25 protein-coding genes are annotated in these 20,289 nt (G+C 65.6%); 6 read left to right on the top strand and 19 right to left on the bottom strand.

Features of this window, described 5'->3' with window-relative positions; genetic code table 11:
• Nucleotides 1-12: 12 nt before the first annotated feature.
• From ACOOHP_RS06525 to ACOOHP_RS06515, 3 genes are read left to right on the top strand one after another with little or no spacing between them, the layout of a single operon-like run.
• The gene (locus tag ACOOHP_RS06525; protein ID WP_420465650.1) at nt 13-240 is read left to right on the top strand and encodes a hypothetical protein; all 228 of its coding nucleotides are present in this window, start codon (nt 13-15) and stop codon (nt 238-240) included.
• Nucleotides 237-1,430 (top strand): hypothetical protein, encoded by a 1,194-nt coding sequence (locus ACOOHP_RS06520; protein ID WP_420465649.1) that lies wholly within the window; start codon nt 237-239, stop codon nt 1,428-1,430. Before ACOOHP_RS06525 ends, ACOOHP_RS06520 begins: the two co-directional genes overlap by 4 nt.
• Before the next feature lie 52 nt (nt 1,431-1,482).
• Nucleotides 1,483-2,274, top strand: coding sequence for an enoyl-CoA hydratase-related protein (locus ACOOHP_RS06515; RefSeq protein ID WP_420465648.1), 792 nt, complete (start codon nt 1,483-1,485; stop codon nt 2,272-2,274).
• A 10-nt stretch (nt 2,275-2,284) separates the two neighbouring features.
• Here the strand turns inward: ACOOHP_RS06515 and ACOOHP_RS06510 are convergent, their stop codons facing one another.
• The 10 genes from ACOOHP_RS06510 to ACOOHP_RS06465 form a co-directional block, all read right to left on the bottom strand.
• Nucleotides 2,285-4,066: a patatin-like phospholipase family protein gene (locus tag ACOOHP_RS06510; protein WP_420465647.1), complete on the bottom strand. Its 1,782-nt coding sequence runs from the start codon at nt 4,064-4,066 to the stop codon at nt 2,285-2,287.
• Between the two features lie 12 nt (nt 4,067-4,078).
• Complete coding sequence (locus tag ACOOHP_RS06505) at nt 4,079-5,029, bottom strand: acyl-CoA thioesterase (RefSeq protein WP_420465646.1); 951 nt, start codon at nt 5,027-5,029, stop codon at nt 4,079-4,081.
• 135 nt (nt 5,030-5,164) lie between these two features.
• Nucleotides 5,165-6,028, bottom strand: a complete 864-nt coding sequence (locus ACOOHP_RS06500; protein WP_420465645.1) for an alpha/beta fold hydrolase — start codon at nt 6,026-6,028, stop codon at nt 5,165-5,167.
• A complete protein-coding gene (locus tag ACOOHP_RS06495) occupies nt 6,025-6,714 on the bottom strand; it encodes a TetR/AcrR family transcriptional regulator (protein WP_420465644.1) in 690 nt (229 codons plus the stop codon). Before ACOOHP_RS06495 ends, ACOOHP_RS06500 begins: the two co-directional genes overlap by 4 nt.
• Nucleotides 6,701-7,015 (bottom strand): non-heme iron oxygenase ferredoxin subunit, encoded by a 315-nt coding sequence (locus ACOOHP_RS06490; protein ID WP_420465643.1) that lies wholly within the window; start codon nt 7,013-7,015, stop codon nt 6,701-6,703. Before ACOOHP_RS06490 ends, ACOOHP_RS06495 begins: the two co-directional genes overlap by 14 nt.
• A gap of 9 nt (nt 7,016-7,024) precedes the next feature.
• Nucleotides 7,025-7,783 carry an SDR family NAD(P)-dependent oxidoreductase gene (locus ACOOHP_RS06485; RefSeq protein WP_420466953.1) on the bottom strand — a complete coding sequence of 253 codons (759 nt, stop codon included), beginning with the start codon at nt 7,781-7,783 and terminating at the stop codon, nt 7,025-7,027.
• Entirely contained in the window at nt 7,783-8,697 is a 915-nt protein-coding gene (locus ACOOHP_RS06480) for a VOC family protein (RefSeq protein WP_420465642.1), read from the bottom strand. Before ACOOHP_RS06480 ends, ACOOHP_RS06485 begins: the two co-directional genes overlap by 1 nt.
• A 7-nt stretch (nt 8,698-8,704) precedes the next feature.
• Nucleotides 8,705-9,196: an aromatic-ring-hydroxylating dioxygenase subunit beta gene (locus tag ACOOHP_RS06475; RefSeq protein ID WP_420465641.1), complete on the bottom strand. Its 492-nt coding sequence runs from the start codon at nt 9,194-9,196 to the stop codon at nt 8,705-8,707.
• 1 nt (nt 9,197) lies between these two features.
• The gene (locus ACOOHP_RS06470) at nt 9,198-10,487 is read right to left on the bottom strand and encodes an aromatic ring-hydroxylating oxygenase subunit alpha (protein ID WP_420465640.1); all 1,290 of its coding nucleotides are present in this window, start codon (nt 10,485-10,487) and stop codon (nt 9,198-9,200) included.
• 4 nt (nt 10,488-10,491) lie between these two features.
• Nucleotides 10,492-12,192 (bottom strand): AMP-binding protein, encoded by a 1,701-nt coding sequence (locus ACOOHP_RS06465; protein WP_420465639.1) that lies wholly within the window; start codon nt 12,190-12,192, stop codon nt 10,492-10,494.
• A 592-nt stretch (nt 12,193-12,784) separates the two neighbouring features.
• On the opposite strand from ACOOHP_RS06465, the gene ACOOHP_RS06460 reads away from it, so the two are divergent.
• From ACOOHP_RS06460 to ACOOHP_RS06450, 3 genes are all read left to right on the top strand, one after another.
• Complete coding sequence (locus ACOOHP_RS06460) at nt 12,785-13,996, top strand: cytochrome P450 (RefSeq protein WP_420465638.1); 1,212 nt, start codon at nt 12,785-12,787, stop codon at nt 13,994-13,996.
• 375 nt (nt 13,997-14,371) lie between these two features.
• Entirely contained in the window at nt 14,372-14,767 is a 396-nt protein-coding gene (locus tag ACOOHP_RS06455; protein WP_420465637.1) for a hypothetical protein, read from the top strand.
• Entirely contained in the window at nt 14,764-15,045 is a 282-nt protein-coding gene (locus tag ACOOHP_RS06450; protein ID WP_420465636.1) for a hypothetical protein, read from the top strand. The genes ACOOHP_RS06455 and ACOOHP_RS06450 overlap by 4 nt, the downstream gene beginning before the upstream one ends.
• Nucleotides 15,046-15,118: 73 nt before the next feature.
• Here ACOOHP_RS06450 and ACOOHP_RS06445 read toward each other — a convergent pair whose 3' ends face one another.
• From ACOOHP_RS06445 to ACOOHP_RS06405, 9 genes are all read right to left on the bottom strand, one after another.
• Nucleotides 15,119-15,493, bottom strand: coding sequence for a hypothetical protein (locus ACOOHP_RS06445; RefSeq protein WP_420465635.1), 375 nt, complete (start codon nt 15,491-15,493; stop codon nt 15,119-15,121).
• The gene (locus ACOOHP_RS06440) at nt 15,480-15,797 is read right to left on the bottom strand and encodes a hypothetical protein (protein ID WP_420465634.1); all 318 of its coding nucleotides are present in this window, start codon (nt 15,795-15,797) and stop codon (nt 15,480-15,482) included. Before ACOOHP_RS06440 ends, ACOOHP_RS06445 begins: the two co-directional genes overlap by 14 nt.
• Nucleotides 15,794-16,312 (bottom strand): hypothetical protein, encoded by a 519-nt coding sequence (locus ACOOHP_RS06435; protein WP_420465633.1) that lies wholly within the window; start codon nt 16,310-16,312, stop codon nt 15,794-15,796. Before ACOOHP_RS06435 ends, ACOOHP_RS06440 begins: the two co-directional genes overlap by 4 nt.
• Complete coding sequence (locus ACOOHP_RS06430; RefSeq protein WP_420465632.1) at nt 16,309-16,701, bottom strand: hypothetical protein; 393 nt, start codon at nt 16,699-16,701, stop codon at nt 16,309-16,311. Before ACOOHP_RS06430 ends, ACOOHP_RS06435 begins: the two co-directional genes overlap by 4 nt.
• Complete coding sequence (locus ACOOHP_RS06425) at nt 16,698-16,832, bottom strand: hypothetical protein (RefSeq protein WP_420465631.1); 135 nt, start codon at nt 16,830-16,832, stop codon at nt 16,698-16,700. The genes ACOOHP_RS06430 and ACOOHP_RS06425 overlap by 4 nt, the downstream gene beginning before the upstream one ends.
• A complete protein-coding gene (locus tag ACOOHP_RS06420; RefSeq protein ID WP_420465630.1) occupies nt 16,829-17,275 on the bottom strand; it encodes a D-Ala-D-Ala carboxypeptidase family metallohydrolase in 447 nt (148 codons plus the stop codon). Before ACOOHP_RS06420 ends, ACOOHP_RS06425 begins: the two co-directional genes overlap by 4 nt.
• Nucleotides 17,276-17,337: 62 nt before the next feature.
• On the bottom strand, nt 17,338-17,961 hold the full coding sequence (locus ACOOHP_RS06415) for a DUF4376 domain-containing protein (RefSeq protein ID WP_420465629.1): 624 nt from the start codon (nt 17,959-17,961) through the stop codon (nt 17,338-17,340).
• Complete coding sequence (locus ACOOHP_RS06410) at nt 17,958-18,968, bottom strand: hypothetical protein (RefSeq protein ID WP_420465628.1); 1,011 nt, start codon at nt 18,966-18,968, stop codon at nt 17,958-17,960. Before ACOOHP_RS06410 ends, ACOOHP_RS06415 begins: the two co-directional genes overlap by 4 nt.
• Nucleotides 18,965-20,272: a hypothetical protein gene (locus tag ACOOHP_RS06405; RefSeq protein WP_420465627.1), complete on the bottom strand. Its 1,308-nt coding sequence runs from the start codon at nt 20,270-20,272 to the stop codon at nt 18,965-18,967. The genes ACOOHP_RS06410 and ACOOHP_RS06405 overlap by 4 nt, the downstream gene beginning before the upstream one ends.
• Nucleotides 20,273-20,289: the final 17 nt, after the last annotated feature.

Raw genomic sequence — 20,289 nt, 5'->3', positions numbered from 1 at the left:
CGGGGGAGGCGCATGGCCGGCATACCGGAGGAACACGCGAAGGCATTGCTGCAGCGACGCCTGCAGCGACCGGTCGGACACCTGCGGCCGCTAGCCACGCTCGGCGAAGAGCCGCGGGCTGCGCTGTCCGCCGCCATCGCCCAGGCCACCGAGCAGCGCCGCGCGACGCTGGATCGCGATCTGCGCCGCGTGCTGCCGTGGCCGCTGCGAGCCCTGCTCCTGCGGGGTCTGGGCCGGTGACCCGTCTCGCTGCGCGCGCCGAAGCCGAGAAACTGCACCGCCTGCTCGGCGAGGCCGCACCCTCCCTGCCCGATCTGCAGACGCTGCCGGCAGAGACCCTGCGCGGTCTGCGGTTGGCAGTGTTCGACCTGTGGTACGCGCTGGACCGGCCCTTGCTTTTGCGCCTGGCGCGCTGGCTGCGACCGCTGCCGATCATGCTGGTGGCCTGGCTGGCGCGCTGGGCGGGACCGCTGTTGACCGCTTGTCTGGCCGGCGAGATGCCGGCACGGCGTGCCGCGCGCATGGCGGTGCGCCTGCCTACGCATTTCCTGGCCGACGTGTGTCGCGAACTGGACCCGCGGCGCGCGCACGATCTGATCCAGGCGATCCCGGTGGCGATTCTGGTGGAGGTGGCGATGGAGTTGATCGCGCGCCGCGACTGGCCCACCGCCGGGCGCTTCGTCGACTACCTGCGCGACGACGCCGTCGCCGCGGTGATGGCGCGCGTGGATGACGACGAGGTGCTGCTGCGCATCGCCTGCTTCGTCGAGTCGCGCAACCGCCTGGATCACCTGGTGCGCCTGCTGCCGCCGGAGCGTCTGCGCCGCGCGTTGCTGCTGGCGGTGGACCCGCAGCGCGATCTGCTGCTGGAGGTGTTGTCGCTGATCGTGCATGTGAGCTACGCGCTCAAGCGCGAGCTGGGCGATCTGGCGGCGGCGCAGGACACGCAGGTGCTCAATGCCGTGGTCGAGCTGACGCACCGTCAGGGCCTGTGGAGCGACCTGCTGCCGGTGATCTCGCTGCTGTCGCCCGAGTCCCAGCGCAAGGTGGTCAACCTTCCGGTCCTGCGCGACGACGCGCAGGTACTGCCCGCGATCCTGGCCGCGGCGACACAGGACACGCTGTGGGGCGACGTGCTGCCGCTGGTGCGTTACATGGACGCCCCGATGCTCGATGCGGTGGCGCGCTTTGCCGGCGATCTACCGCCGCCGGCGCTGCAGGATCTGGCGCGCGCGGCGCTGCTCGGCGAGTTGTGGGAGCCCTTGTTTGAGGTGGCCGCACGCGCGCCGAAGTCACAGCAGATTGAATTGGCGCGCACCCTCCTCCCGCTGGGCGGAGTCGATCCCGCCCTGCTCGAGCGCTTACGTGGGCGTGCACAGGACCTGGGTTTCGGTCAGGCTTTCGCGCTCGACGATCTGCAGCCTGCCTGAATCAGGCATCGATCAACGCCATCGATCAGCCCGCCACCATCACGGATTTTTCATGACCCTCACCGACGTTGCGCTCGACATCACCGACGGCATCGCCCGGCTGACCTTGAACCGCCCGCACACGCTCAATGCGTTCGCGCCCGGACTGTTGCAGGACCTGCATGCGGCGCTGGCATCGCTGGCGACGCGCCAGGATGTGGGCGCGATGGTGCTCACCGGCGCGGGCAAGGGATTTTGTGCCGGCGCCGACCTGTCGGTGAGCAGCGGCGCCACGTTGGCCGAGCGCGCCGAAGCCGGCGCCGAGCAGTTGCGCGTCGTCATCAATCCGCTGGTGCAGGCCTTGCAGCGGCTGCCGTTTCCGGTCGTTGCCGCGGTCAACGGTCCGGCAGCGGGCGCCGGTGCGAGCCTGGCGCTGGGCGCCGACATCGTGCTCGCCGCGCGCTCGGCGTATTTCCTGTTTCCGTTCATGCCGCGCCTGGGCATCCTGCCCGACCTGGGCGCGACCTGGCATCTGCTGCGCCGCCTGGGCCCGGCGCGTGCGATGGCGGTGGCACTCACCGGTGAGCGCGTCGCCAGCGAGGCCGCCGAGCGCTGGGGCCTGATCTGGCGCTGCGTGGACGATGCACAACTGGCGTTGGAAAGCGATGCGCTGGCGCGATCGCTGGCACAGACCCCGCGCCACGCCGCGCAAGAATTGCGCGCCGCGTTTCGCGCGGCCGACGCCAACGATCTGGAGCAGCAGCTCGATTACGAATACCAGCGCCAGCGCGACCTGCTCGGCCGCGCCGAGTTCGACGAAGGCGTGCAGGCGTTTCTGCAGAAACGCGCACCGCGCTTTCGCTGAGGGCACTGCTTCAGAGCCGCAGCAAACGCTCGCGCTCTGGCGCCAGCACCCGCAGCGCGTGGTCGTAGCCGCGCTCGACCAGTTCGTCCAGACGCTTCCAGGCGAACATGCCGACGTCCTGGACGGGCATGTGGATGTCCACGTCGGCGCGCGAGATCGCGTCCTTGCGGAACAGGGTGTCGGCGGTGAGCGTCGCCGTGCGCAGCAGGATCTCGCTGAAGCTGGGGCGCAGGGCCTCGCCGCGCCAGCGCAGCAGGGCATCGGGTTCGGGGTCACCCTGGCCGCGGCCGGGCGCGCGGATATCGCCCGCCTGGCTGACGCTGCAGGCGATGATGGAACCGCGCTCCAGTGACTGCATGACGTCCGTCGGCAGATTGTCGACCACGCCGCCATCGCAGAGCAGGTCGCCCTCCCAGGCCACCGGCGGCGCCACCCCGGGCACCGCCATGCTGGTACCGACCCAGGCCGCCAGCAGTCCGTGGTCGTGGACCACGGTGGCACCCGAGGTGAGATTGGTGGAGATGCAGTAATAACTGCAGCGCAGTTCCTCGATGCGCCGTTCGCCAAAGACCTCGATCAGACGGTTGAAGAAACGGCGGCCGCGAATCAGCGACACCTGCGGCAGAGTGTAGTCGTTGAGGAAATTGTTGTTGACGAAGGTCTCGCGGGCGACGTGAGTCATCTCCACCGGATCGAAGCCGCAGGCCAGCAGCGCCGACACGAACGCGCCCATGCTGGTGCCGCCGGTGATGTCGACCGGGATCTCCAGCTCGTGCAGCGCGCGCACCAGGCCGATATGCGCGAAGCCGCGTGCACCGCCGCCGCCCAACACCAGACCGATGCCGCGACCGGTGATCTGGCGTGCCAGCGAGGCCAGCTCGCCCTCCGCCCAGGGATGTACGAAGTAGTGATTGCGCGCGCCGGTCACGCGGCACCACTCGCGGGTGTGCGCCGACGCATCGCCCTCGGGCCGCAGCAGCACCAGTTCCACCGGCGCCAGCAAACGGCCATCGGGAATCGCGTCCAGCGCCGGCAAGCGCGTCGGCGCCGCGCTGGATTCGGCCATCACCAGCACGCGGTCGGCCTGACGCAGACAACGTTTCGCCCAGTGATCGCGATCGCTGTGCGCCGCCAGCACCAGATACCGATGTCGCTGCTCCAGACCGTTGAGCCAGTGCTGCAGACGCTCGCAGGCGGAGCCGTGATCGAAGTCCGCCTGCGCTGCGCCGGCGCCGAGCGCGGCATCGACGTGCGCCGCGGTGATCAGGCGCGCCTGCGGCCAGCCGCCCAGCCTTTGCACCAGCGCTTCGGCCAGCACCTGCACCGGCATCGGATCGGCTGCGGGCAGGATCGCCAGCACGCCCTGGCCGCGCGTGGACGGCGGCCGGTACTGATGCTGGTACTGGCGCAGACGCCCGAGCATCAGCCGGGTCAGGCTCATCAGCGCCGGCGCGTCCTGCTCAAGCCAGGCCAGCAGTGCGGCGCGCGGCAGGCGCAGCAGTTCGGTGTCGCGCAGGGCATGGACGCTGGAGCTGCGCGCCTCGCCGCCGATGACCGCCATCTCGCCCACCGGTTCGCCGCGCGCGACATAGCCCAGCACCTTGTCGCCGACGCTGACGCGCAGGCGGCCGCTCGCCACCAGATACAGATAGTCGGGATCGTCGCCCTGCGCGTAGAGCAGCTCGCCGCTGTGCAGGTGCTGCAACTCCATTTGCGCGGCGACGCGCTCGCGCACCGCCGCGGACAGGCCCGCAAACCATGTCGACTGTGCCAGGAGTTCGAGATTCTCCATGGCGCGCTGGACTTACGGTTGGGCGTCGTCTTCGACGTCGATCTCGCGCTCCCAGTGCTCGCGTGCCTCCACGCAGCGCATCAGCCCCTCCTGCGCGGCGCTGGCGATGAGCCGGCCGCTGGCGTCGAAGATCATGCCGCGCGATAGCCCGCGCGCCGATTGCGCGGTATTGGAGTCGGTGACGTAGAGCAGCCACTCGTCGGCGCGCGCGGGGCGATGAAACCACAGCGCGTGATCGATGCTGGCGACGATCATGTTGCGTTCGAACCAGCGGCGGCCGTAGGGCTTGAGTGCAGCACCCAACAGGCCCCAGTCGCTGGCGTAGGCGAGCACGCAGCGATGCAGCCAGGGATCGTCCGGCAGGCGCGTGCGGGCGCGGAACCACATCGCACCGCGGGTGCTGCGCTTCGATGGTTTGAGCGGATTGACCGGATCTACCGGACGAAAGTCGATGAAGAAATCCGCCATCAGCGCGGCACGCGCTTCGGGCGTGATGTCGGGGGTCTGGCCGATCCATTCCTGCACCAGTTCCTGCCAGGACTTGAGCGACTCCGGTGCGGGCACCTCCGGCATCTTGACCTGGTGCTCGAATCCTTCTTCGTCTTTCTGGAACGAGGCCATCATCGACAGGATCGGCCGCCCGTGCTGGATCGCCTGCACCCGCCGCGAAGAGAACGAGCCGCCGTCGCGCAGGCGATCCACTTCGTAGATCACCGGCCGGTCCATGTCGCCCGGCAGCAGGAAGTAGGCGTGCAGCGAATGCGGTGCCCGTCCCTCCACGGTGCGACTGGCGGCCAGCATCGCCTGGCCGACAATCTGTCCGCCGTACATGCTGCGGCCGCCGAGGTTGCGCGAAGGGCCGCGGAACAGATTCAACTCCAGGGTTTCCAGGCTCAGCACTTCCAGCAGATCTTGGGCCAGTGCGTCCATGTCGTCGGGGATCGGGGTGGGAAGGATGCGCAAGCCTAAGCGTTCAGACCACGCCCGGCCAAACCCCGGCAATCTCCCCCCGGGATGGAGGCGAGCCGGCGCCGCAGGATCGCGCCCCGTCGCCAGCGGGCGCGGCGAGCCAGCGCGGACCACTCTGCCTCACGCGTTTCAGTAAGGACGCCCGGCGAAGAATGCGCGCGCGACGCGGTTGAATTCCTCCGGTGCTTCGTACTGCGGCCAGTGCGCACCGTCGGCCTCCATCACGTACAGGCGCCCGTTCGTGATGCGCTTGACCGCAGCCTGCGCGCATTCCAGATCGTGAATCGGGTTGTCGCGCGTCCACAGCAGCAAAGTTTCGTGCCGGATCTGTTCGAGCGGGATCAGGAACTCGTCGTGGCGAGGCAGCATGCGGTTGACCATCGGCGTCACCTCGCGGCCTTCGGGCATGAGGTAGTACTTCAACCGCAGGTTCACCAACTCGTCCGTCACCAGATGATGGTTGTTCGGATGGATCAGCCACTCGATACGATGCTTGACCGCCTCGAAGTTCGGCGCCACCCCCGCAGCCTTCTTTGATCGCTCCATCAGGTCGAGCAGATCGGCCCGACCCTTGGCGCTGACGATGGGGATGCCGGCACCGGTATTGAGCATCACGCGGCCGAGGCGCTCGGGGTGGCGCACCGCCAGGTAGCCCGAGACCCAGCCGCCAAGAGATTCGCCGGACAGGTGCGCGGTCTTGAGCCCGAGCGCATCCATCAACTCGATCACCTGCTCGCCCAATGCCAATGGCGTGTAGTCCATCGCCTTGCGGTTGGACATGGCATGCCCGACATAGTCGAAAGCGATGCAGCGGAACTCGTCGGACAACGCCACCAGATTCTTGCTGTACGCCTCCAGGTGGCCGCCGATGCCATGCTGGAACAGGATGGCCGGAGCGTCCCCGGGGCCGGCCTCGGCAACACGGATGCGGCCGAAGGTCGGGGTTTCCACCCAGCGAATCTCGCAGCCGACAAAGTCGAGCCACAGGCTCATGACATCTCTCCCTTTAGGTTCTTGAAGTGGCCGGCGAGGATCAGTTTCCACTCGTCCAGCAAGCCGCGAAAGCGTGCATCGTCGCGCTGCCACAGTGCGCGTACCGCAAAGCCGCGCACCACGCTGATGGTGAGCCACAGCACCGTCTCGGCCTTGACGCGCGGCAGGCCGGATTCGCACAGCACGTCCAGCCAAGCAGCCTCGACGCCCAGACGGCTGTCGCGCGTATAGGCGTAGATCTGCTTGCGCAACGCCCGGTCCTTGGAGCCGGCGAGCACCAGATCGAGGATGGTCACGAAGTCGGGGCCGAGAAAGAAATCCAGGCCATCCTGGATGACGCCTTCGATGGGATCGCCACAATAGCGTGCGTCCTGAGCCCGGGTGCGACCGCGTTCGAGTACGTCACGCAGCAGATGTTGTGCAGTAGCCAGGACCAGGCTGTCCTTGGTCTTGAAGTGATACTGCATGGCACCGCGCGACACCTTGGCGACGCGCGCCACCTCGTCGGTGCGCAGGCCTGCATAGCCCTTGCGCCGCAGCACCACGACGGCTGCCTCCAGCACCCGACCGCGTGTCTCGTCAGTACGTTCGGCCTGGGTGCGCCGCCTGCGCACGCTTCCCGCCACATCCGGGGATCGGCGTGGCTTGGCGACTGCACCCGTCGTCGGCAGGTCAGAGTCCGGCATGAATCACACCGTCGATGACCTGAATCGCGTAGGTCTTCAGCGGCTCGCTGCAGGGCGATGCCGTCGCAGCCCCGGTCGCGATATCGAATCCGCAGAAATGCCAGCCGCAGATGACGTGGCTGCCGTCGATCATGCCTTCCTCGGACAGAGAGGCGTTCTCGTGGGTGCAGGTGTCGTCGGTGACGTAGTAAGCGCCATTGAGATTGTAGATCGCGACCTTGGTGCCGTCCGGCAATATCGCGTTCTTGATCTCGTCTTCGAAGATTTCGTCGGCGCGCAGCAAAGGATGAAAGATAGACATTCGAACTCTTCAAAGCATGGTGGTGCCGCCGTTGACACTGACGACTTGACCGGTGACGAACGAGGCTTCCGCGCTGGCGAGATAGGCGACCATCGACGCGATTTCTTCCATGGTTCCGGGCCGGCCCATGGGCACGATTTCAGTGACCTTGCGTACCAGTTCGGGATTCTTTGCGGCGACCTCGTCGAGCTGCGGCGTGGCGACCACGCAGGGCGCGACGGTGTTCACCGTAATGCCGCACCTGGCGAACTCGCGCGCCAGCCCGGTGGTCATGCCGTGCATGCCGCCCTTGGCGGCGTTGTAGGCGGCGTGATCGAACAGGCCGTTGCGCACCGAGTCGGCACCGAGATTCACGATGCGTCCGTACTGCTGCGCTTTCATGATCGGCAGCGCGTACCAGCTGCACCAGATGCAGGTCCAGAGATTGCGGTCGATGGTCGCGCGCAGGGTGTCCGGCGTGTGTTCCAGAAACGGTCTGAGAATTCCGCCGCCCGCGTTGTTGACCAGGATGTCGAGGCGGCCGAAGTGCTGCGTCGCGGCCTTGATGGTGCGTTCCGCCACGTCCTGCTGCGCAAGGTCACCGGCCACGCCGATTGCGTCGGCACCGTGATCGGCCTTGAGCTTCGCGACGGCCGCATCGACCTGCGCCTGATCCAGATCGCCGATCACCAGCTTCGCGCCCTCCGAGGCCAACCGCTCGGCGCAGGCGTAGCCAATGCCGCGACCTGCGCCGGTCACGACCGCAACGCGCGTCTCGAATCGGCGGATCAAGCGGCCGCTCCTTCGATGGTTCCGACCTTGCCGAACGCCGGCGTCGGCACGCTGCCCCAGGTGTCCAGGGTGCCCGGTGCCGGTTCCAGCAACCGTGCCTCGCGGGCGCCGTGCTCGGGGAAGGTCTCCATGCCGAAGCTGTATTCCACGGTCATGCGATCCGGGTCGAGGAAGTACAGGAAGATGCTTTCCGAAGGCTGGTGCCGGCCGGGACCGAACACGATCTCCACCTCGTTCTTCTTCATGCGGTTCATGGCGGCGCCGACATCGTCGATGTCCTTGACCATGAAGTTGACGTGGTTGAGATGGTTGTCGCTGCCGGTGAGAATCGCGAACGAGTGATGCAGCGGATTCGGGAACGCGCGCAGAAAGGCGGCGAAGCCCGGCACGAAGTCCGAGACCTTGAAGCCGAGCTTCTGCGTGAACCATTCCATCGCCAGATCGAAGTCGGCGACGTTGATGACCACGTGCCCGAGCCGCTCGATCTTGGTCACGGTCGGCGTGAACGGCTGCGCCAGCTGCATCATCTGCACGAAGTATTCGAGACACAGCCCGCTGCCGGGCAGGTGGAAGCGAAAGCCCGCGACGGTGCGCAGCGTCTTGAGCTCCTCGGTCGCGATCTCCTCGATCTTCAGGCCGAGACCTGCGACGTAGTCGCGCGCAATCTCCAGATCCTTGCGGCTTTCCAGCTCGAATCCAACGCGCTTGAGTCCCGGCTGCGCGGCCGGATACAGCAGCATGTTGTGATGATCCTGCGAGCAGCGCAGCGCAGTGTGGGTGGCGGCCGCATCGCTGACCGCAAGTCCGACCAGATCACGGTAGTACGCCGTGCTGCGCGCAAGATCGGAGACATTGAGCGCCACGTAGGCGAGGCGGCGGTAGCGAAAGGGAGTTTCGGCAGCGGCGTTCATCGCGATCTCAGAGAATGATGCTGATGCGACCATTGGGCTTGAGCCCATCCATGTCGAGAATGCAGCGCTTCTCGCGGATGCGCAGGCCGTCCGGCGTCACCGCGATGCGGTAGCGGTAGCTGCCAATATAGGTCTCGGTGAGTCCCATCTTGGTCCGATAGGTCAGCACGGCGGCACCCACGTCCAGCTCGTCATCCTTGCGCGCGCGGATGCGCACATTGCTCACCAGGTGCCGGGTCTTGGACTTCGGGAACTCGGCGTGCGCGGTGCGCTTGAGCAGGCGCTCCACGCGCTGTTCGAGCCTGAAACGATCATCGGCGACGTAGAACAGCGAATCATCGGGCGAGGCGTTCGGCGCCGAGTCCGTGGTCGGCACGTAATAGCTGCCGTCGGCGGTGAACAGGCCCAGCCATTCCTTGAGCCGCCATTCGTCGAGCATCTCGGCTTCGAGGAACATGAAATCCTCGACCTGCTCGCGGGTCACGTCCTCTGCGCGCATCTCAGACGTCCTCCCGCAGCGCGGCGGTGGCGCGCGTGCGGCGCTGCCACTCGGTCCAGAACACGCGCATCTGCAGCTCGTCGTCGTAGTTGACCTTGTCCTTGATCATGCCCTTTGACATGTCGTTCCACGGCGCTTCCTTCATCGCCTCGTAGCCGCGCTGGCACTGCTCTAGCGCCTCCACGTCGTCGGGCGTGGCAAAGCCGCCGGGGCCGAGGAATTCGAGGAAATTGGACAGCCGGAACTTGCGCGCCCAGGCGCTTTCATCCTGCGGTGCGAGCGCCCAGGCGCTGATCTGCATGGCGTCCGGCGCGGTCGGAAAGTAGGTGCGCACGGTGATCGCCATGATGTCGTTGATCACCAGATTCGGGAAGATGAACATGTTGCGATTGAGCGTGGCGATGCGCTCGGCGCGCGCCTCACCGAAACGCTCCACCAGACGCGCGCGCACTTTGTTCAATTCGACCTTGCCTTCCTCGCCCCACAGCGGAATCCACTGCGCGACCGGCCGGCCCCAGGGTGCCTTGTACTCGATCACCGCATGGCCGTTGCCGAGATCGTAGCCGGTACCGTCGAAGGGCACCGGGCTCATGCTGCCCTGCATGTTCTTCAGGTAATCGACGTAGGTCGCGTGCGTGTTGATGGCGTGGTAGCCGTCGATGCTGTTCTCGGTCAGCAGCTTCCAGTTCGCGCGGATCTGGTACTCCTGCGTGCCGCCGACCAGGGTCATGCCAACCTCGGACTGGTCGGCAATGATGTCGATCCACTCCTTGGCGTTCGCGAGGTAGTCGCTCAGCGACTGTACGCCCTTGTCGAAGCACAGGAACCAGAAGCCGCGGTAGGAATCGAGCCGCGGCACCGGCACCAGATTGCCGGCACCGTTAGCGTTGAAGTCGGCGGGATAGCATTCGCTGCCGGGCTGGCTCTTGAGCGTGCCGTCGGCTCCGAACACCCAGCCGTGATAGAAGCACTGGTGCGACTTGGCGTTGCCCTTGCGCTCGCGGCACACCTGCGCGCCGCGGTGCGGACAGGCGTTGAAGAACGCATTGATCTTGTTCTGCGCGTCGCGCGTGAACAGGATGCTGCGCCTGGCCACGATGCGGGTCACGAAGTCGCCGGCCTTGACCAGCTCGGACTCGTGGCCCAGGTACAGCCAGCACTTGTCGAAGATGCGGTTGTATTCGTCGCGGAACACCTGGGTGTCGGTGAAGCTGCGGCGCGACACCTTGAAGATGTGCTGCGCCGGGTCGTGCCACACCGCGGGCTGTTCCGGTGTCAGGGGCATGTTCATGTTCTCAGTCCTTCTGCTTCGGCAATTCGGGAAAGTCGGCTTCGAAATATTCCTGCGGCGCACGCTGGCCGGCGGCGCGGCGCTCGGCCTCGGTCGCCCGCAGCTCGGTGCGGCGGATCTTTCCGGACACGGTCTTGGGCAGCTCGCAGAACTCGATCACGCGGATCTTCTGGTACGGCGCCAGGCGCGTGCGCGTGAAGCTCAGGATGGACAGCGCGGTGTCGCGGCTCGGCGCAAAGCCCGGCTTGAGAATCACGCAGGCCTTGGGCACGCACAGACGCTTCGGATCGGGACTCTCGACGACCGCGGCCTCCGCCACCGCCTCATGTTCGATCAGCGCGCTCTCCAGCTCGAACGGCGAGATGCGGTAGTCGCTGGACTTGAACACGTCGTCGGTGCGGCCAACGAACCAGAAGAAACCCTCAGCGTCGCGCGTCGCGACATCGCCGGTGCCGTAGTGCGTGCCGCCCAACGCCTTCTTCGTCTTGTCCTCGTCGCCCGCGTAGCCGGCCATGACGCCGGCCGGCCGCGGATTCAGCACCACGCTGACCTCGCCCTCGTTCGCCGGCTTGCCGTCGACACCGAGCAATTCCATCGCATAGCCCGGCAGCGGACGGCCCATGGAGCCGTAGCGCACCGGCTGGCCCGGCGGATTGCCGAGCATCGCGGTGGATTCAGTCTGACCGTAGCCCTCGCGGATGGTGTGCCCCCACGCGGCTTTCACCCGCTCGATCACCTCGGGGTTCAGCGGCTCGCCGGCACTGACCAGTTCGCGCAGCTTCACTGGATACTTTTTCAGGTCTTCCAGAATCAGCGCGCGCCAGGCGGTGGGCGGCGCGCACAGCGTGGTGACGCCGCAACGCACCAGGGTGGCGAGCGTACTGGCGGCATCGAAGCGGCCCTGGTTGTAGATGAAGATGGTGGCGCCGACATGCCAGGGCGCGAACAAACAGCTCCAGGCATGCTTGGCCCAGCCCGGCGAGCTGATGTTGAGATGCACATCGTCGGCCTGCAGACCGATCCAGTACATCGTCGACAGATGACCTACCGGGTAGCTGCGCTGCGTGTGCAGCACCATCTTCGGCTTGGAAGTGGTGCCCGAAGTGAAATAAAGCACGCAGGGATCGTCAGCGCGGGTAGCACCGTCCGGTTTGAAAATCGCCGAAGCCGACGCGCCGTCCGCATAGTCGGCCCAGTCGGCGACGACCCCGCCGACGCTTACCTTTACGCAACCATCCGCAAGGCCAGCGAACTTCGCAACGTTCGCAGCGTCGACGATGACCGCCTTCATCTGTCCGCGCTCGATACGGTCCTTGAGGTCGGCCTCGGACAGCAGCATCGTCGCCGGGCTCAGCACCGCGCCCAGCTTGATCGCCGCCAACATGATCTCCCACAGCTCTACGCGGTTCGGCAGCATCACCAGCAGGCGATCGCCGCGACCGATGCCGAGTTCGCGCAGATAGTTCGCGGTGCGGTCCGAGGCCACCCGCAACTCCTCGAAACTGCGATGCGATTCGGCACCGGATTCATCGACGATCCACAGCGCGCGGTGCGTGTTGCCGCGAGCCAGATCGTCGAAGTGATCCAGAGCCCAGTTGAAATCCGGCAGCTCCGGCCAGCGAAACGCCGCGGTCGCCGCGGCGTAGTCGCTGCGGTGCAGAATCAACAGGTCACGCGCGGCGCGAAACGTCGTGGTGCCACCCATGCTTGGTTCTCCTCTGTCTTCCGCTGACGTCTTCGACGCCGGCGTTGTTCGCCGCCGGTCGCACCATCCCACCGAGCGCAAGCGGTTCGTCCTGCCGGCGCTCCAGGTCCAACGCCACAACGACGATCATGGCCTCCTGACCGCCGCCGCCGTTGCCACGACGGCAAGCGTCGCCTGGCCGCGCCGTCGGTTCCCGATCACCGGAACGCAGCCTGCGATGCCGGAACGGGTAACGGCGCGCTTGCGCTTTTCCATGGCTGGCAGTTTCGAAACGGTGCGGACAAGGAACCTTACAAAGGCCGATCCATCACTGTCAACATACCGGCTAGCCTGCTTTTTTATTGCGAACCTCGACCTCTCGACACCTGCAGCTTCGCCCGCCCTCCCGAGGCATGCCACGCTGCCCACCGACCGAGCCAACCGTTGTCGCGCCGATCGTCTGCGCAGGCAGCTACCGAACACGTTATCGTGAGGCCACCCACAAGAGCGGCTTCGCGGACAGGGGGCAAGTGCCTTTCAGCCTTTACTGACCGAAAGGCGGGGCGACCCTCGGCCAACGGTTCGAAGCCGCAGGAGAGAGGAGAGAACGACAATGAACGACGCCCAACGGATCGAACGGGAGCCCACACCCCGCCATGTTCCGAATCACTTGGTGGTGGACTTCGACGTTTACAACCCCACCACCGACGCCAACCGGTTTCACGAGGCGTTTGTGGAGTTCCAACGTGCCACGCCCTACCCGTTCGTGTGGTCGCCGCATCACGGTGGTCACTGGATCGCAGTTCGCGGGACGGACGTCCACACGCTTTATGGGGATCACGAGCGTTTCAGTTCGCGCTATTTCTTCGTTCCCGCGGCGCCGGCACAGGTCCCGATGGGCGCGTTGACGCTTGATCCTCCGGAACACAAGCCGTTCCGCGCGTTCCTCAATGCTGGCCTGACCTCGAAGATCATCGGAGGACGCAGCGACGCGGTTCGAACCCTGGCCGCCGAACTCGCCGCCGCGCTGGCCCCAGCGCGCCGTTGCGAGTTCATCACGCAGATGGGCGACGTTCTGCCGCTCTCGGTGTTCCTCGACCTGGTCGAGCTGCCCCTCAGCGACCGCGAGAAGCTCGGCAGTCTGGTCGACGCCTCGACGCGCCATCCGGACCCGGGCAAGCGCGTCGAGGCCATGGACGGACTGGCGGCCTATCTTGCGCCCTATCTGAACGACCGGCGCGGGCGTGACGGCGAAGATCTGCTGAGCCGCGCGGTCAACGCCGACATCGGGGGACGTCCGATCGATGCGGCCGAGGCGCTCGGATCGGCCATCCATATCCTGATGGCTGGGCTCGACACCGTGTCCTCGCTGTTCAGCTTCGTGATGCTGTTCCTTGCGCAGAATCCGGGGCACCGCCGGGCGCTGGTGGAAAACCCCGATCTGATACCCGCGGCCTCGCTCGAACTGATCCGGCGCTTTCCTGTGGTCACCATGGCCAGACAGGCACGCGCGGATTTCGAGATCGAAGGAACCGCGTTTCGGGAAGGCGACATGCTCGCGATCGCGTCGCAATTCTTCAATCTCGATCCCTCCATTTACGAACGGCCGCTGGAAGTGGATTGGAATCGATCGGTGCACCGGATCCTGACCTTCGGCCACGGCCCCCATCGCTGCCCGGGCGCGCTGCTGGGTCGCAACGAACTGGTCATCGGACTGCAGCAGTGGCTGCAGCACATTCCCGACTTCGCCCTGGAAGAAGGCGCGGACGTCACCGTCTGCGGCGGCACGGTGTCCAAGATCACCAGACTACCCCTGGTCTGGTAGCGGCCTTGCGGGCACAACCGCCCGCGGCCACACGGAGTGCGACGCGCTGTCTCGACCGGGACAAGTCGCTGACGACAGGAAGAAAAGGCCGCTGGAAATAGTGGAGGCTGGGGTCGGAATTGAACCGGCGTACGCGGATTTGCAGTCCGGTTCACTCTCTCGGGGAATCAGCCTGTTAGCCGGTCATAACCCCTACATCGAATGATTTATTGCACCGCTGCAGGCCGCAATACTGCGTTGTTTGGAATGACGATGTAGGGAGCCCCAAACACAAAAATCCAAGCCCCGCCCGGCGCCGGCAGAGAGTAGCAGCCCGCCCGACGAACGGTATTCCTGCCTCTTGATTATACCCGGATGCGGGTATAGAATTACCTCATGGAACACTTCCACGGCAGCAACACCGAAATCACCAAAATCCGCGCCGACGGCATGTTCGGCGGCGTTTTCGGTGCGTCTTCGGAATCTGCCGCGCTCAGCCACGGCGACTTATTGCATGTGATCGATTCCCCGCGCCCGCTCACGGATTACGAGCTGAATTACTCCGTAGAAAATGCATGGGAGACAGCGCTGGAAATCACCGGCGGCGACGAAGTTGCCGCAGAAGCGATCATGTCCAAAGGCTGTGAGTCCGACGATGCCGAGCAGGGCTGGGAGTTTCAGCGCCTGCGCGGCCTCCTCGCTGCGCGGCTCGGGTACACGAGCGTCGAGATGCTGGACGAGCACGGCACAACCTGGCTTTGCCTTCCGGGCTGCACTATCACGTCCGCATGAGCTTGCCCACCCACCTGATCGAGACCTGGATCACCGCCGACACGCAGGACGGCCGGCAGATACAGCACGCGCTCGACGACCTCAATACCGCGCTCGGAACCCGGCACTCTTGGAGCCGCCTCTGGGAGTGGCGCACCGGCTCGCGCCCACCGCCGGCACCGGTAGCGCGCTACGCCCTGAGCCGGGCGCTGCCGTACGTGCTCAGCCGAGCCGGGGTGCGTGTGCCGGCCGAGCTCGACGGGCTGGTCGCGGCCCTGAGCCCCGCGGAGCGGCCCTGACAGCCCCCCAAACGCAAAAAAGCCCCAGCCGCGAGGGCCGGGGGCGGGTTGTGGGCGGCGGTGGCAGGCGAGATCAGTCGTGCGCGTCCTCGATTGCCGTCACCCGGCCGTCCAGGCGCTGCACATCCTCCCCGATGGCGCGGACCGTGAGGTCGGTCTGCACGCCCTGCGCCTCGATGCGGTCGAGCTGGCCGGACACGTCCGGTGCGCTGGCTGCGCGGTACTCGATCAGTTTGTCCACCAGCGGGATCGACGCGAGGATCGACGGGACGCCGATACGCGCAACGGTCCACACGAGCGCCAGGACGCCGATCAGCAGCGCGGCCAGCCATCGCGGCGACAGAGAGCCGATCCGGTCCATGATCCGGCCGAACGTGCTGTTGTCGTCGCCCGCGAACACGTCCAGGCGCTGATCTCGTTTCTGGTCTGTCTGGTCAGTTTCGCCCATTGCGCACCTCCCTCAGAATCTGTTGCAGCAGGACCGTCTGTTGCTCGGCACGCTCTTCGGCTTGCTCGGCGAGTTCGTCCTGCTTGGCGATCACTTTGCCGAGCGCCACATTCGTCCGTGCGGCGTCGCCCTCCAGGTCGTGGATGCGCCGGTCCTGCACCCGGTTATGCGCGTGCGCTTCGTCGCCGTTTGCCGCCCCGCGTGCCGTGTCCTGAGCCCAGCCAACGATCAGCCAGAGCGCAGCGAGGATGCCGACGACAGCGCCAGAGATGAGTTTCCATCTTTCGAGTGCGGCATCGATCATCGTTTGCCCTCCATCGCGGCCGACTTCGCTTTGCTCCCGGCGCTGGAGCCGTAGTAGTAGGCGATGATCGATGTCCACGCCGTGCCCAGGCTGCCCAGCATCACCAGCAGAGCGTCGCCGCCGGCCAGCGGCTTGCCGTGTAGCAGCAGGGTCGCCAGCACGCCGAAGAACCCGACCGTGACCGCTGCGGCCAGCAGTTGAGGCGTCAGGCTGTCGCCGGTCTTGGCCTCGCGCTCGCGGGCGCTGGCGCGGTCGATCTGATGCAGCTTGTCCTCGTCGATGTCCAGCTCGCGCATGCGGACCTGAAACGCCCGATCTGCCTCGCGCAGCTTGGTCAGCATGTCGGGGCCGGCGGTGGCCAGCGCTGCTTCGATCTGCTCCTCGCTGCCGTCTTCAGCGCCCAGAACCACCTGACTGATCTGCCGCACCGCCATGCCAGCGAGCGGCCCGCCCAGGGCGGCGGCCAAGGTCGGCGCGACGGTGCCGACCAACCCTTTCCAGTTGATCTTTTTCACGGCCAGATCAGCCGACCGGCGATAGGAATGCTGAACCCGATCATCACAGCCGGGCCGCGTTCGTCACCCTTGCCGACCGCCACGTTATTGCCGGCGATCGAGAACGTGATGCACGAGAGCACCATCAGCGTCGCGTCAGCGTGCGGGCCGCCGTAGCGCGCGATCGCGTAGATGGCGCCTGCGCGAACCGCCGCGCCGATGCCCAGCGCCAGATACGACGGGTCTGATCCGTAGATCGGGTTGCGCTCGGTGGCGCCCTGGTTGAGCGCGTAGCGGGTGCTGACCACATCCGCGACCACGGCGGTGTAAGCCAGCGCCTCGGCCGGGCTGGCCCGGACGCTGCCGGTGACGGTGAGCGCCAGCGCGCAGAGAAACGCCCAGCGGATCATGACGCCACCGCCAGGGCGGCGATCAGCAGCAGGATCATCGCGGCGCCGACAGCGACGTTGGCCAGTCGTAGGCCGAGCCGATCCCACAGCAGGTGCTCGATGCGCTCGATCAACCCAGGCCGGCGCTTCATCGCGCGGCCTCCAGACCGGGGCGGGTGCCGAGCCGGTCGATGGTCAGATGCTGCCGACGCGGCACCTCGTTGTCGGCCGGGATGCTGACGTGCGTCCAGGCGCCGAACTCATGGATTAGCTGGCGGTACGGCAACTCCAGGTCGGCGATACGCTGGCACACCTCGATCGGGCGAAGGCCGTGGACCTTGATGTCGGCTGCACGACCAGCGACATGATCGCTGGTGTCCTTGCTGCCCAGCCGCCGATTCAGCTCGACGCAGCGGAACCCGCTGGTGACGATGATCGGTCGGCCGATGGATGCGCGCAGCGGCTCCAGAACCTCCTCGCACAGACAAGCGAGATTGCGAATCTCGGTCTCGTTCGGCTCGTTCGCGATGCCGTGACGTGCCGCGGTTTCGCTGGCCGTCATCTCGTCGAGGTGGAAGTGTGGCGACAGTCGCATGGCGATCTCCAGGCAATAAAAAGCCCCGCACTTGGCGGGGCTCGGTGGTGAATCGATTCGGGCTACTCAGGCCACCCGGTTGTGGTGTCGTAGGCGGCGCAGGCGACGGTGTCGGCGAGCTGCTCGATGGCCGCGTCGTGAGTCCATTTGGCGCTGTAGAGCGCGTTGACGTGGGCGGAGACGGCCATGCCCATTGCGATGGCCTGGGACGGCGTCAGGGCGTGATTGACGTTGTCGGCGGTGCGGAACTCGAGCACCGGATCGGTGACGCCCTGGGCCTGCAGGATCATCGCCGTGGTCACCACGCCCTGGATGTTGCGGGTGTCGGTGTCGTCGCGGGTCTGGATGGTGCCGGCGACGTCGACCGGGAAGACGTACGGCACGCCGAGGCGCTCCAGGCGCAGGCGCTCGGCCGCAACCTGCTCATGCAGAATTGCGCGGGCCTGCTCGACCAGGATGGGCGTGATGGTCCAGGTTTGGGTCCAGATGCCTTCGATCTGTTCGGGCTCACCGGATTCGACAACAGCGAACAGCCCTGGGTCGGGCGACGGCGTTGGCGCGATCACGTCGGCCCCGAACATTTCGGCGTCGGCCTGTGAAACTACGGGCGGGATGATTATCGGCTCGTGCATCAAGCGGAATTCGCGTGGCGAAACCACGGCACCGCTGGAGCGGATTCTGATCATGTGGGTCTCCATGCGATGCCGCGGCCGTTGCCTGGCGGCAAGACCGAGGGATCGGACAGTTTGGTGAACGTGTCGCCGCTGCGGTCATAGACCGTCAAGTACGGGCTGGTGTTATGTGCCATCGCCACGCAATCGTCGTCTCGCCAGCCGATGTCGTAGACCGGACCAGCAGGCAAAGACGCTGGATCGGAAAGTTTGGCGAATGTGTCCCCAGACCGCTTGTAGATGTGGATATAGGGGCTCGCGTCGAATCCAACGATGAGGTAAGTGCCGTTCGGGCTCCAGCCTACCGCCCTGGCCGAGTCAGTCGGCAGCGACGCCGGATCAGAAAGTTTAGTGAAAGTGCTCCCGGATTGGTTGTAGATCAAAATGTAAGGACTACCCAATGAAGCTACTGCTAGTGAAGTCCCTGCGCTGTTCCACCGAGTACCAATCGAATTGCCGCTCGGCAAAGACGACGGATTCGCAATTTTCGTGAACGTATCCCCCGACCGGCTGTAGATCGTGAGGTAAGGAAACGCTTGATGCCCGACAACCATGTACGACCCGTCGTGGTTCCAATCACAAGAAAAGCCAATGTTTGCCGGTAGAGTTCCTGGGTCAGACAATTTCGTCAGCGATTCTCCGCTGACGTTGTAAATCGTCAAATACGGGCTATTCGGATGGACCACAACAACTGATGTCCCGTCGTGATTCCATGCGCAATCCTGACCATTGCCTGCCGGGTTCTCGCTCAAAGCTCCGGAAAGATAGGAAAGCCCATAACCATCGTCGCGATACACGCTGAAAAAAGGCGACGTGACATGCGCAATCGCAAACAGCGACCCGGCAGGATTCCACTCAAGCCGCCGACCCTGGTTGAAGGGGGGCGAATTCGTCGGGCCAGACGTGATGAGGTTCACGTCGCGATAGAACGTCGTCAGGTACGGCGATGTCGTCGACGAAAACGCCATGCGGCCGTTCGTTCCCCGCCGACCGCTGCGCGCCGCTCTCCCCAGCAGCATCATCGGCCGACCCTCCCAATTAGCGTGGTTCCGCCGTCGCGAGTCTCTAGGTAGATCGCATCGGTACCGCTGGCTTGCAGCGTCACGCCGTATGTGGCGAAGCTGGTTGTGTAGGAGCCGTCGGCCTGGACCCAGTTGATTGTGGGCGATGTCCACGATCCGGCGCCCCAGTTCACGGCCTCGATTTTGATTTCGCAGTAGGTGCCGGACGGCGGGAAATTCGAGAACGCCAGCGTGAACGCGCCCGTCCGCACAACGCGCTGCACGTTGCCGGCACTCCAGTCCAACGTGACGGTGCCGGCCCCCGAGTTACCTCGATCGACAAACTTGATTCGGTAGTCGGTCAGCTCACCACCGGTGTGCGCCAGCTTGGCGTTTAGCTGAGTCTGGATCGCACTGGTCACCCCATCGACGTAGTTCAGCTCTTCCGTGGTCGCCGTCACGCCGTCGAGTTTGTTTAGTTCCGCCGTGCTGAGCGTGGCGCCGTCCAGAATGTTGATCTCGGCGGCTGTTGCAGTGAGCCCCAACGTGACGAGCTGATCCCCGGCCGTGGCGTCGTCGAGCAAGGCGAGTCCGGCCGCGGTCGGATTGACCGCGGCGTATTCGTCGAGGTTCGCGTTGTAGGCTTGGACGTTTGTTCCAATCACAAGCCCCAGCGTCACCCGCTGTGCCGCGTCGTCCGCATCGTCGATCAACGCACGGCCGGCACTGGTCAGGTCCGCCACCGCAGCCGTTCCGGAGCCAGTGAAATACGGCACCTTGTCTGCCGCCGAGGCCAGGCCGGCAATCGCTGCCAAGTCTGCGTCGTACGCCTGGACACTGACGCCAATCGCTGCAGCGATGCGCGCGTCGGCAACGTCATTGAGATTCGCAGCGCTCAGGAACGTGAGTATTTCCGTCTGCGTGCTGTCCGAGTCGCGTCGGAACAACGTAAGCGCGTCCAGCATGTCATCGCCGTCTGGGATGACCTTGAAATACTCGCCGTCTGCCACTGCGGCGCGACCCAGGGCAATGGTGTCGTAAATTTCTGCGGACACCTGCGCCGCATCGGCGTAGCTCGCTGCTTCCGCGGCTGCTGCCTCTGCGGCTGCTTCACTCACCCCTGCATTTGTGGCGGCTGTTTCGGCGGCCAGAACGTCGCCATCGATATCGCCTAGATTGCCGTTCAGCCAATCGACAAGATCATTCATCCCCTCGACGGTATCGGGGAACGCTGCCCCCCACGCGGCAGCCAGCGCGGTGTATTCCGGGCGCGGCGCCGTGCGATCCGGGAACACTGGCGGCAACGGGACTGTAGGTGCGGGCATGTCGGCTCCACAAAAAA

The sequence above is a fragment of the Panacagrimonas sp. genome (assembly GCF_965216805.1).
Lineage (GTDB): Bacteria > Pseudomonadota > Gammaproteobacteria > Nevskiales > Nevskiaceae > Panacagrimonas.
The sequence above is the reverse complement of the archived record's forward strand: the minus strand, read 5'-3'. Positions and strand labels throughout refer to the sequence as shown.

Excerpts from the sequence above, each read along its gene's own strand:
- ACOOHP_RS06525 (WP_420465650.1), top strand. The coding sequence starts at position 13 with ATGGCCGGCATACCGGAGGAACACGCGAAGGCATTGCTGCAGCGACGC.
- ACOOHP_RS06515 (WP_420465648.1), top strand. The coding sequence starts at position 1,483 with ATGACCCTCACCGACGTTGCGCTCGACATCACCGACGGCATCGCCCGG.
- ACOOHP_RS06510 (WP_420465647.1), bottom strand. The coding sequence starts at position 4,066 with ATGGAGAATCTCGAACTCCTGGCACAGTCGACATGGTTTGCGGGCCTG.
- ACOOHP_RS06500 (WP_420465645.1), bottom strand. The coding sequence starts at position 6,028 with ATGAGCCTGTGGCTCGACTTTGTCGGCTGCGAGATTCGCTGGGTGGAA.
- ACOOHP_RS06495 (WP_420465644.1), bottom strand. The coding sequence starts at position 6,714 with ATGCCGGACTCTGACCTGCCGACGACGGGTGCAGTCGCCAAGCCACGC.
- ACOOHP_RS06490 (WP_420465643.1), bottom strand. The coding sequence starts at position 7,015 with ATGTCTATCTTTCATCCTTTGCTGCGCGCCGACGAAATCTTCGAAGAC.
- ACOOHP_RS06480 (WP_420465642.1), bottom strand. The coding sequence starts at position 8,697 with ATGAACGCCGCTGCCGAAACTCCCTTTCGCTACCGCCGCCTCGCCTAC.
- ACOOHP_RS06475 (WP_420465641.1), bottom strand. The coding sequence starts at position 9,196 with ATGCGCGCAGAGGACGTGACCCGCGAGCAGGTCGAGGATTTCATGTTC.
- ACOOHP_RS06470 (WP_420465640.1), bottom strand. The coding sequence starts at position 10,487 with ATGAACATGCCCCTGACACCGGAACAGCCCGCGGTGTGGCACGACCCG.
- ACOOHP_RS06465 (WP_420465639.1), bottom strand. The coding sequence starts at position 12,192 with ATGGGTGGCACCACGACGTTTCGCGCCGCGCGTGACCTGTTGATTCTG.
- ACOOHP_RS06460 (WP_420465638.1), top strand. The coding sequence starts at position 12,785 with ATGAACGACGCCCAACGGATCGAACGGGAGCCCACACCCCGCCATGTT.
- ACOOHP_RS06455 (WP_420465637.1), top strand. The coding sequence starts at position 14,372 with ATGGAACACTTCCACGGCAGCAACACCGAAATCACCAAAATCCGCGCC.
- ACOOHP_RS06450 (WP_420465636.1), top strand. The coding sequence starts at position 14,764 with ATGAGCTTGCCCACCCACCTGATCGAGACCTGGATCACCGCCGACACG.
- ACOOHP_RS06445 (WP_420465635.1), bottom strand. The coding sequence starts at position 15,493 with ATGGGCGAAACTGACCAGACAGACCAGAAACGAGATCAGCGCCTGGAC.
- ACOOHP_RS06440 (WP_420465634.1), bottom strand. The coding sequence starts at position 15,797 with ATGATCGATGCCGCACTCGAAAGATGGAAACTCATCTCTGGCGCTGTC.
- ACOOHP_RS06430 (WP_420465632.1), bottom strand. The coding sequence starts at position 16,701 with ATGATCCGCTGGGCGTTTCTCTGCGCGCTGGCGCTCACCGTCACCGGC.
- ACOOHP_RS06425 (WP_420465631.1), bottom strand. The coding sequence starts at position 16,832 with ATGAAGCGCCGGCCTGGGTTGATCGAGCGCATCGAGCACCTGCTGTGG.
- ACOOHP_RS06420 (WP_420465630.1), bottom strand. The coding sequence starts at position 17,275 with ATGCGACTGTCGCCACACTTCCACCTCGACGAGATGACGGCCAGCGAA.
- ACOOHP_RS06415 (WP_420465629.1), bottom strand. The coding sequence starts at position 17,961 with ATGATCAGAATCCGCTCCAGCGGTGCCGTGGTTTCGCCACGCGAATTC.
- ACOOHP_RS06410 (WP_420465628.1), bottom strand. The coding sequence starts at position 18,968 with ATGATGCTGCTGGGGAGAGCGGCGCGCAGCGGTCGGCGGGGAACGAAC.
- ACOOHP_RS06405 (WP_420465627.1), bottom strand. The coding sequence starts at position 20,272 with ATGCCCGCACCTACAGTCCCGTTGCCGCCAGTGTTCCCGGATCGCACG.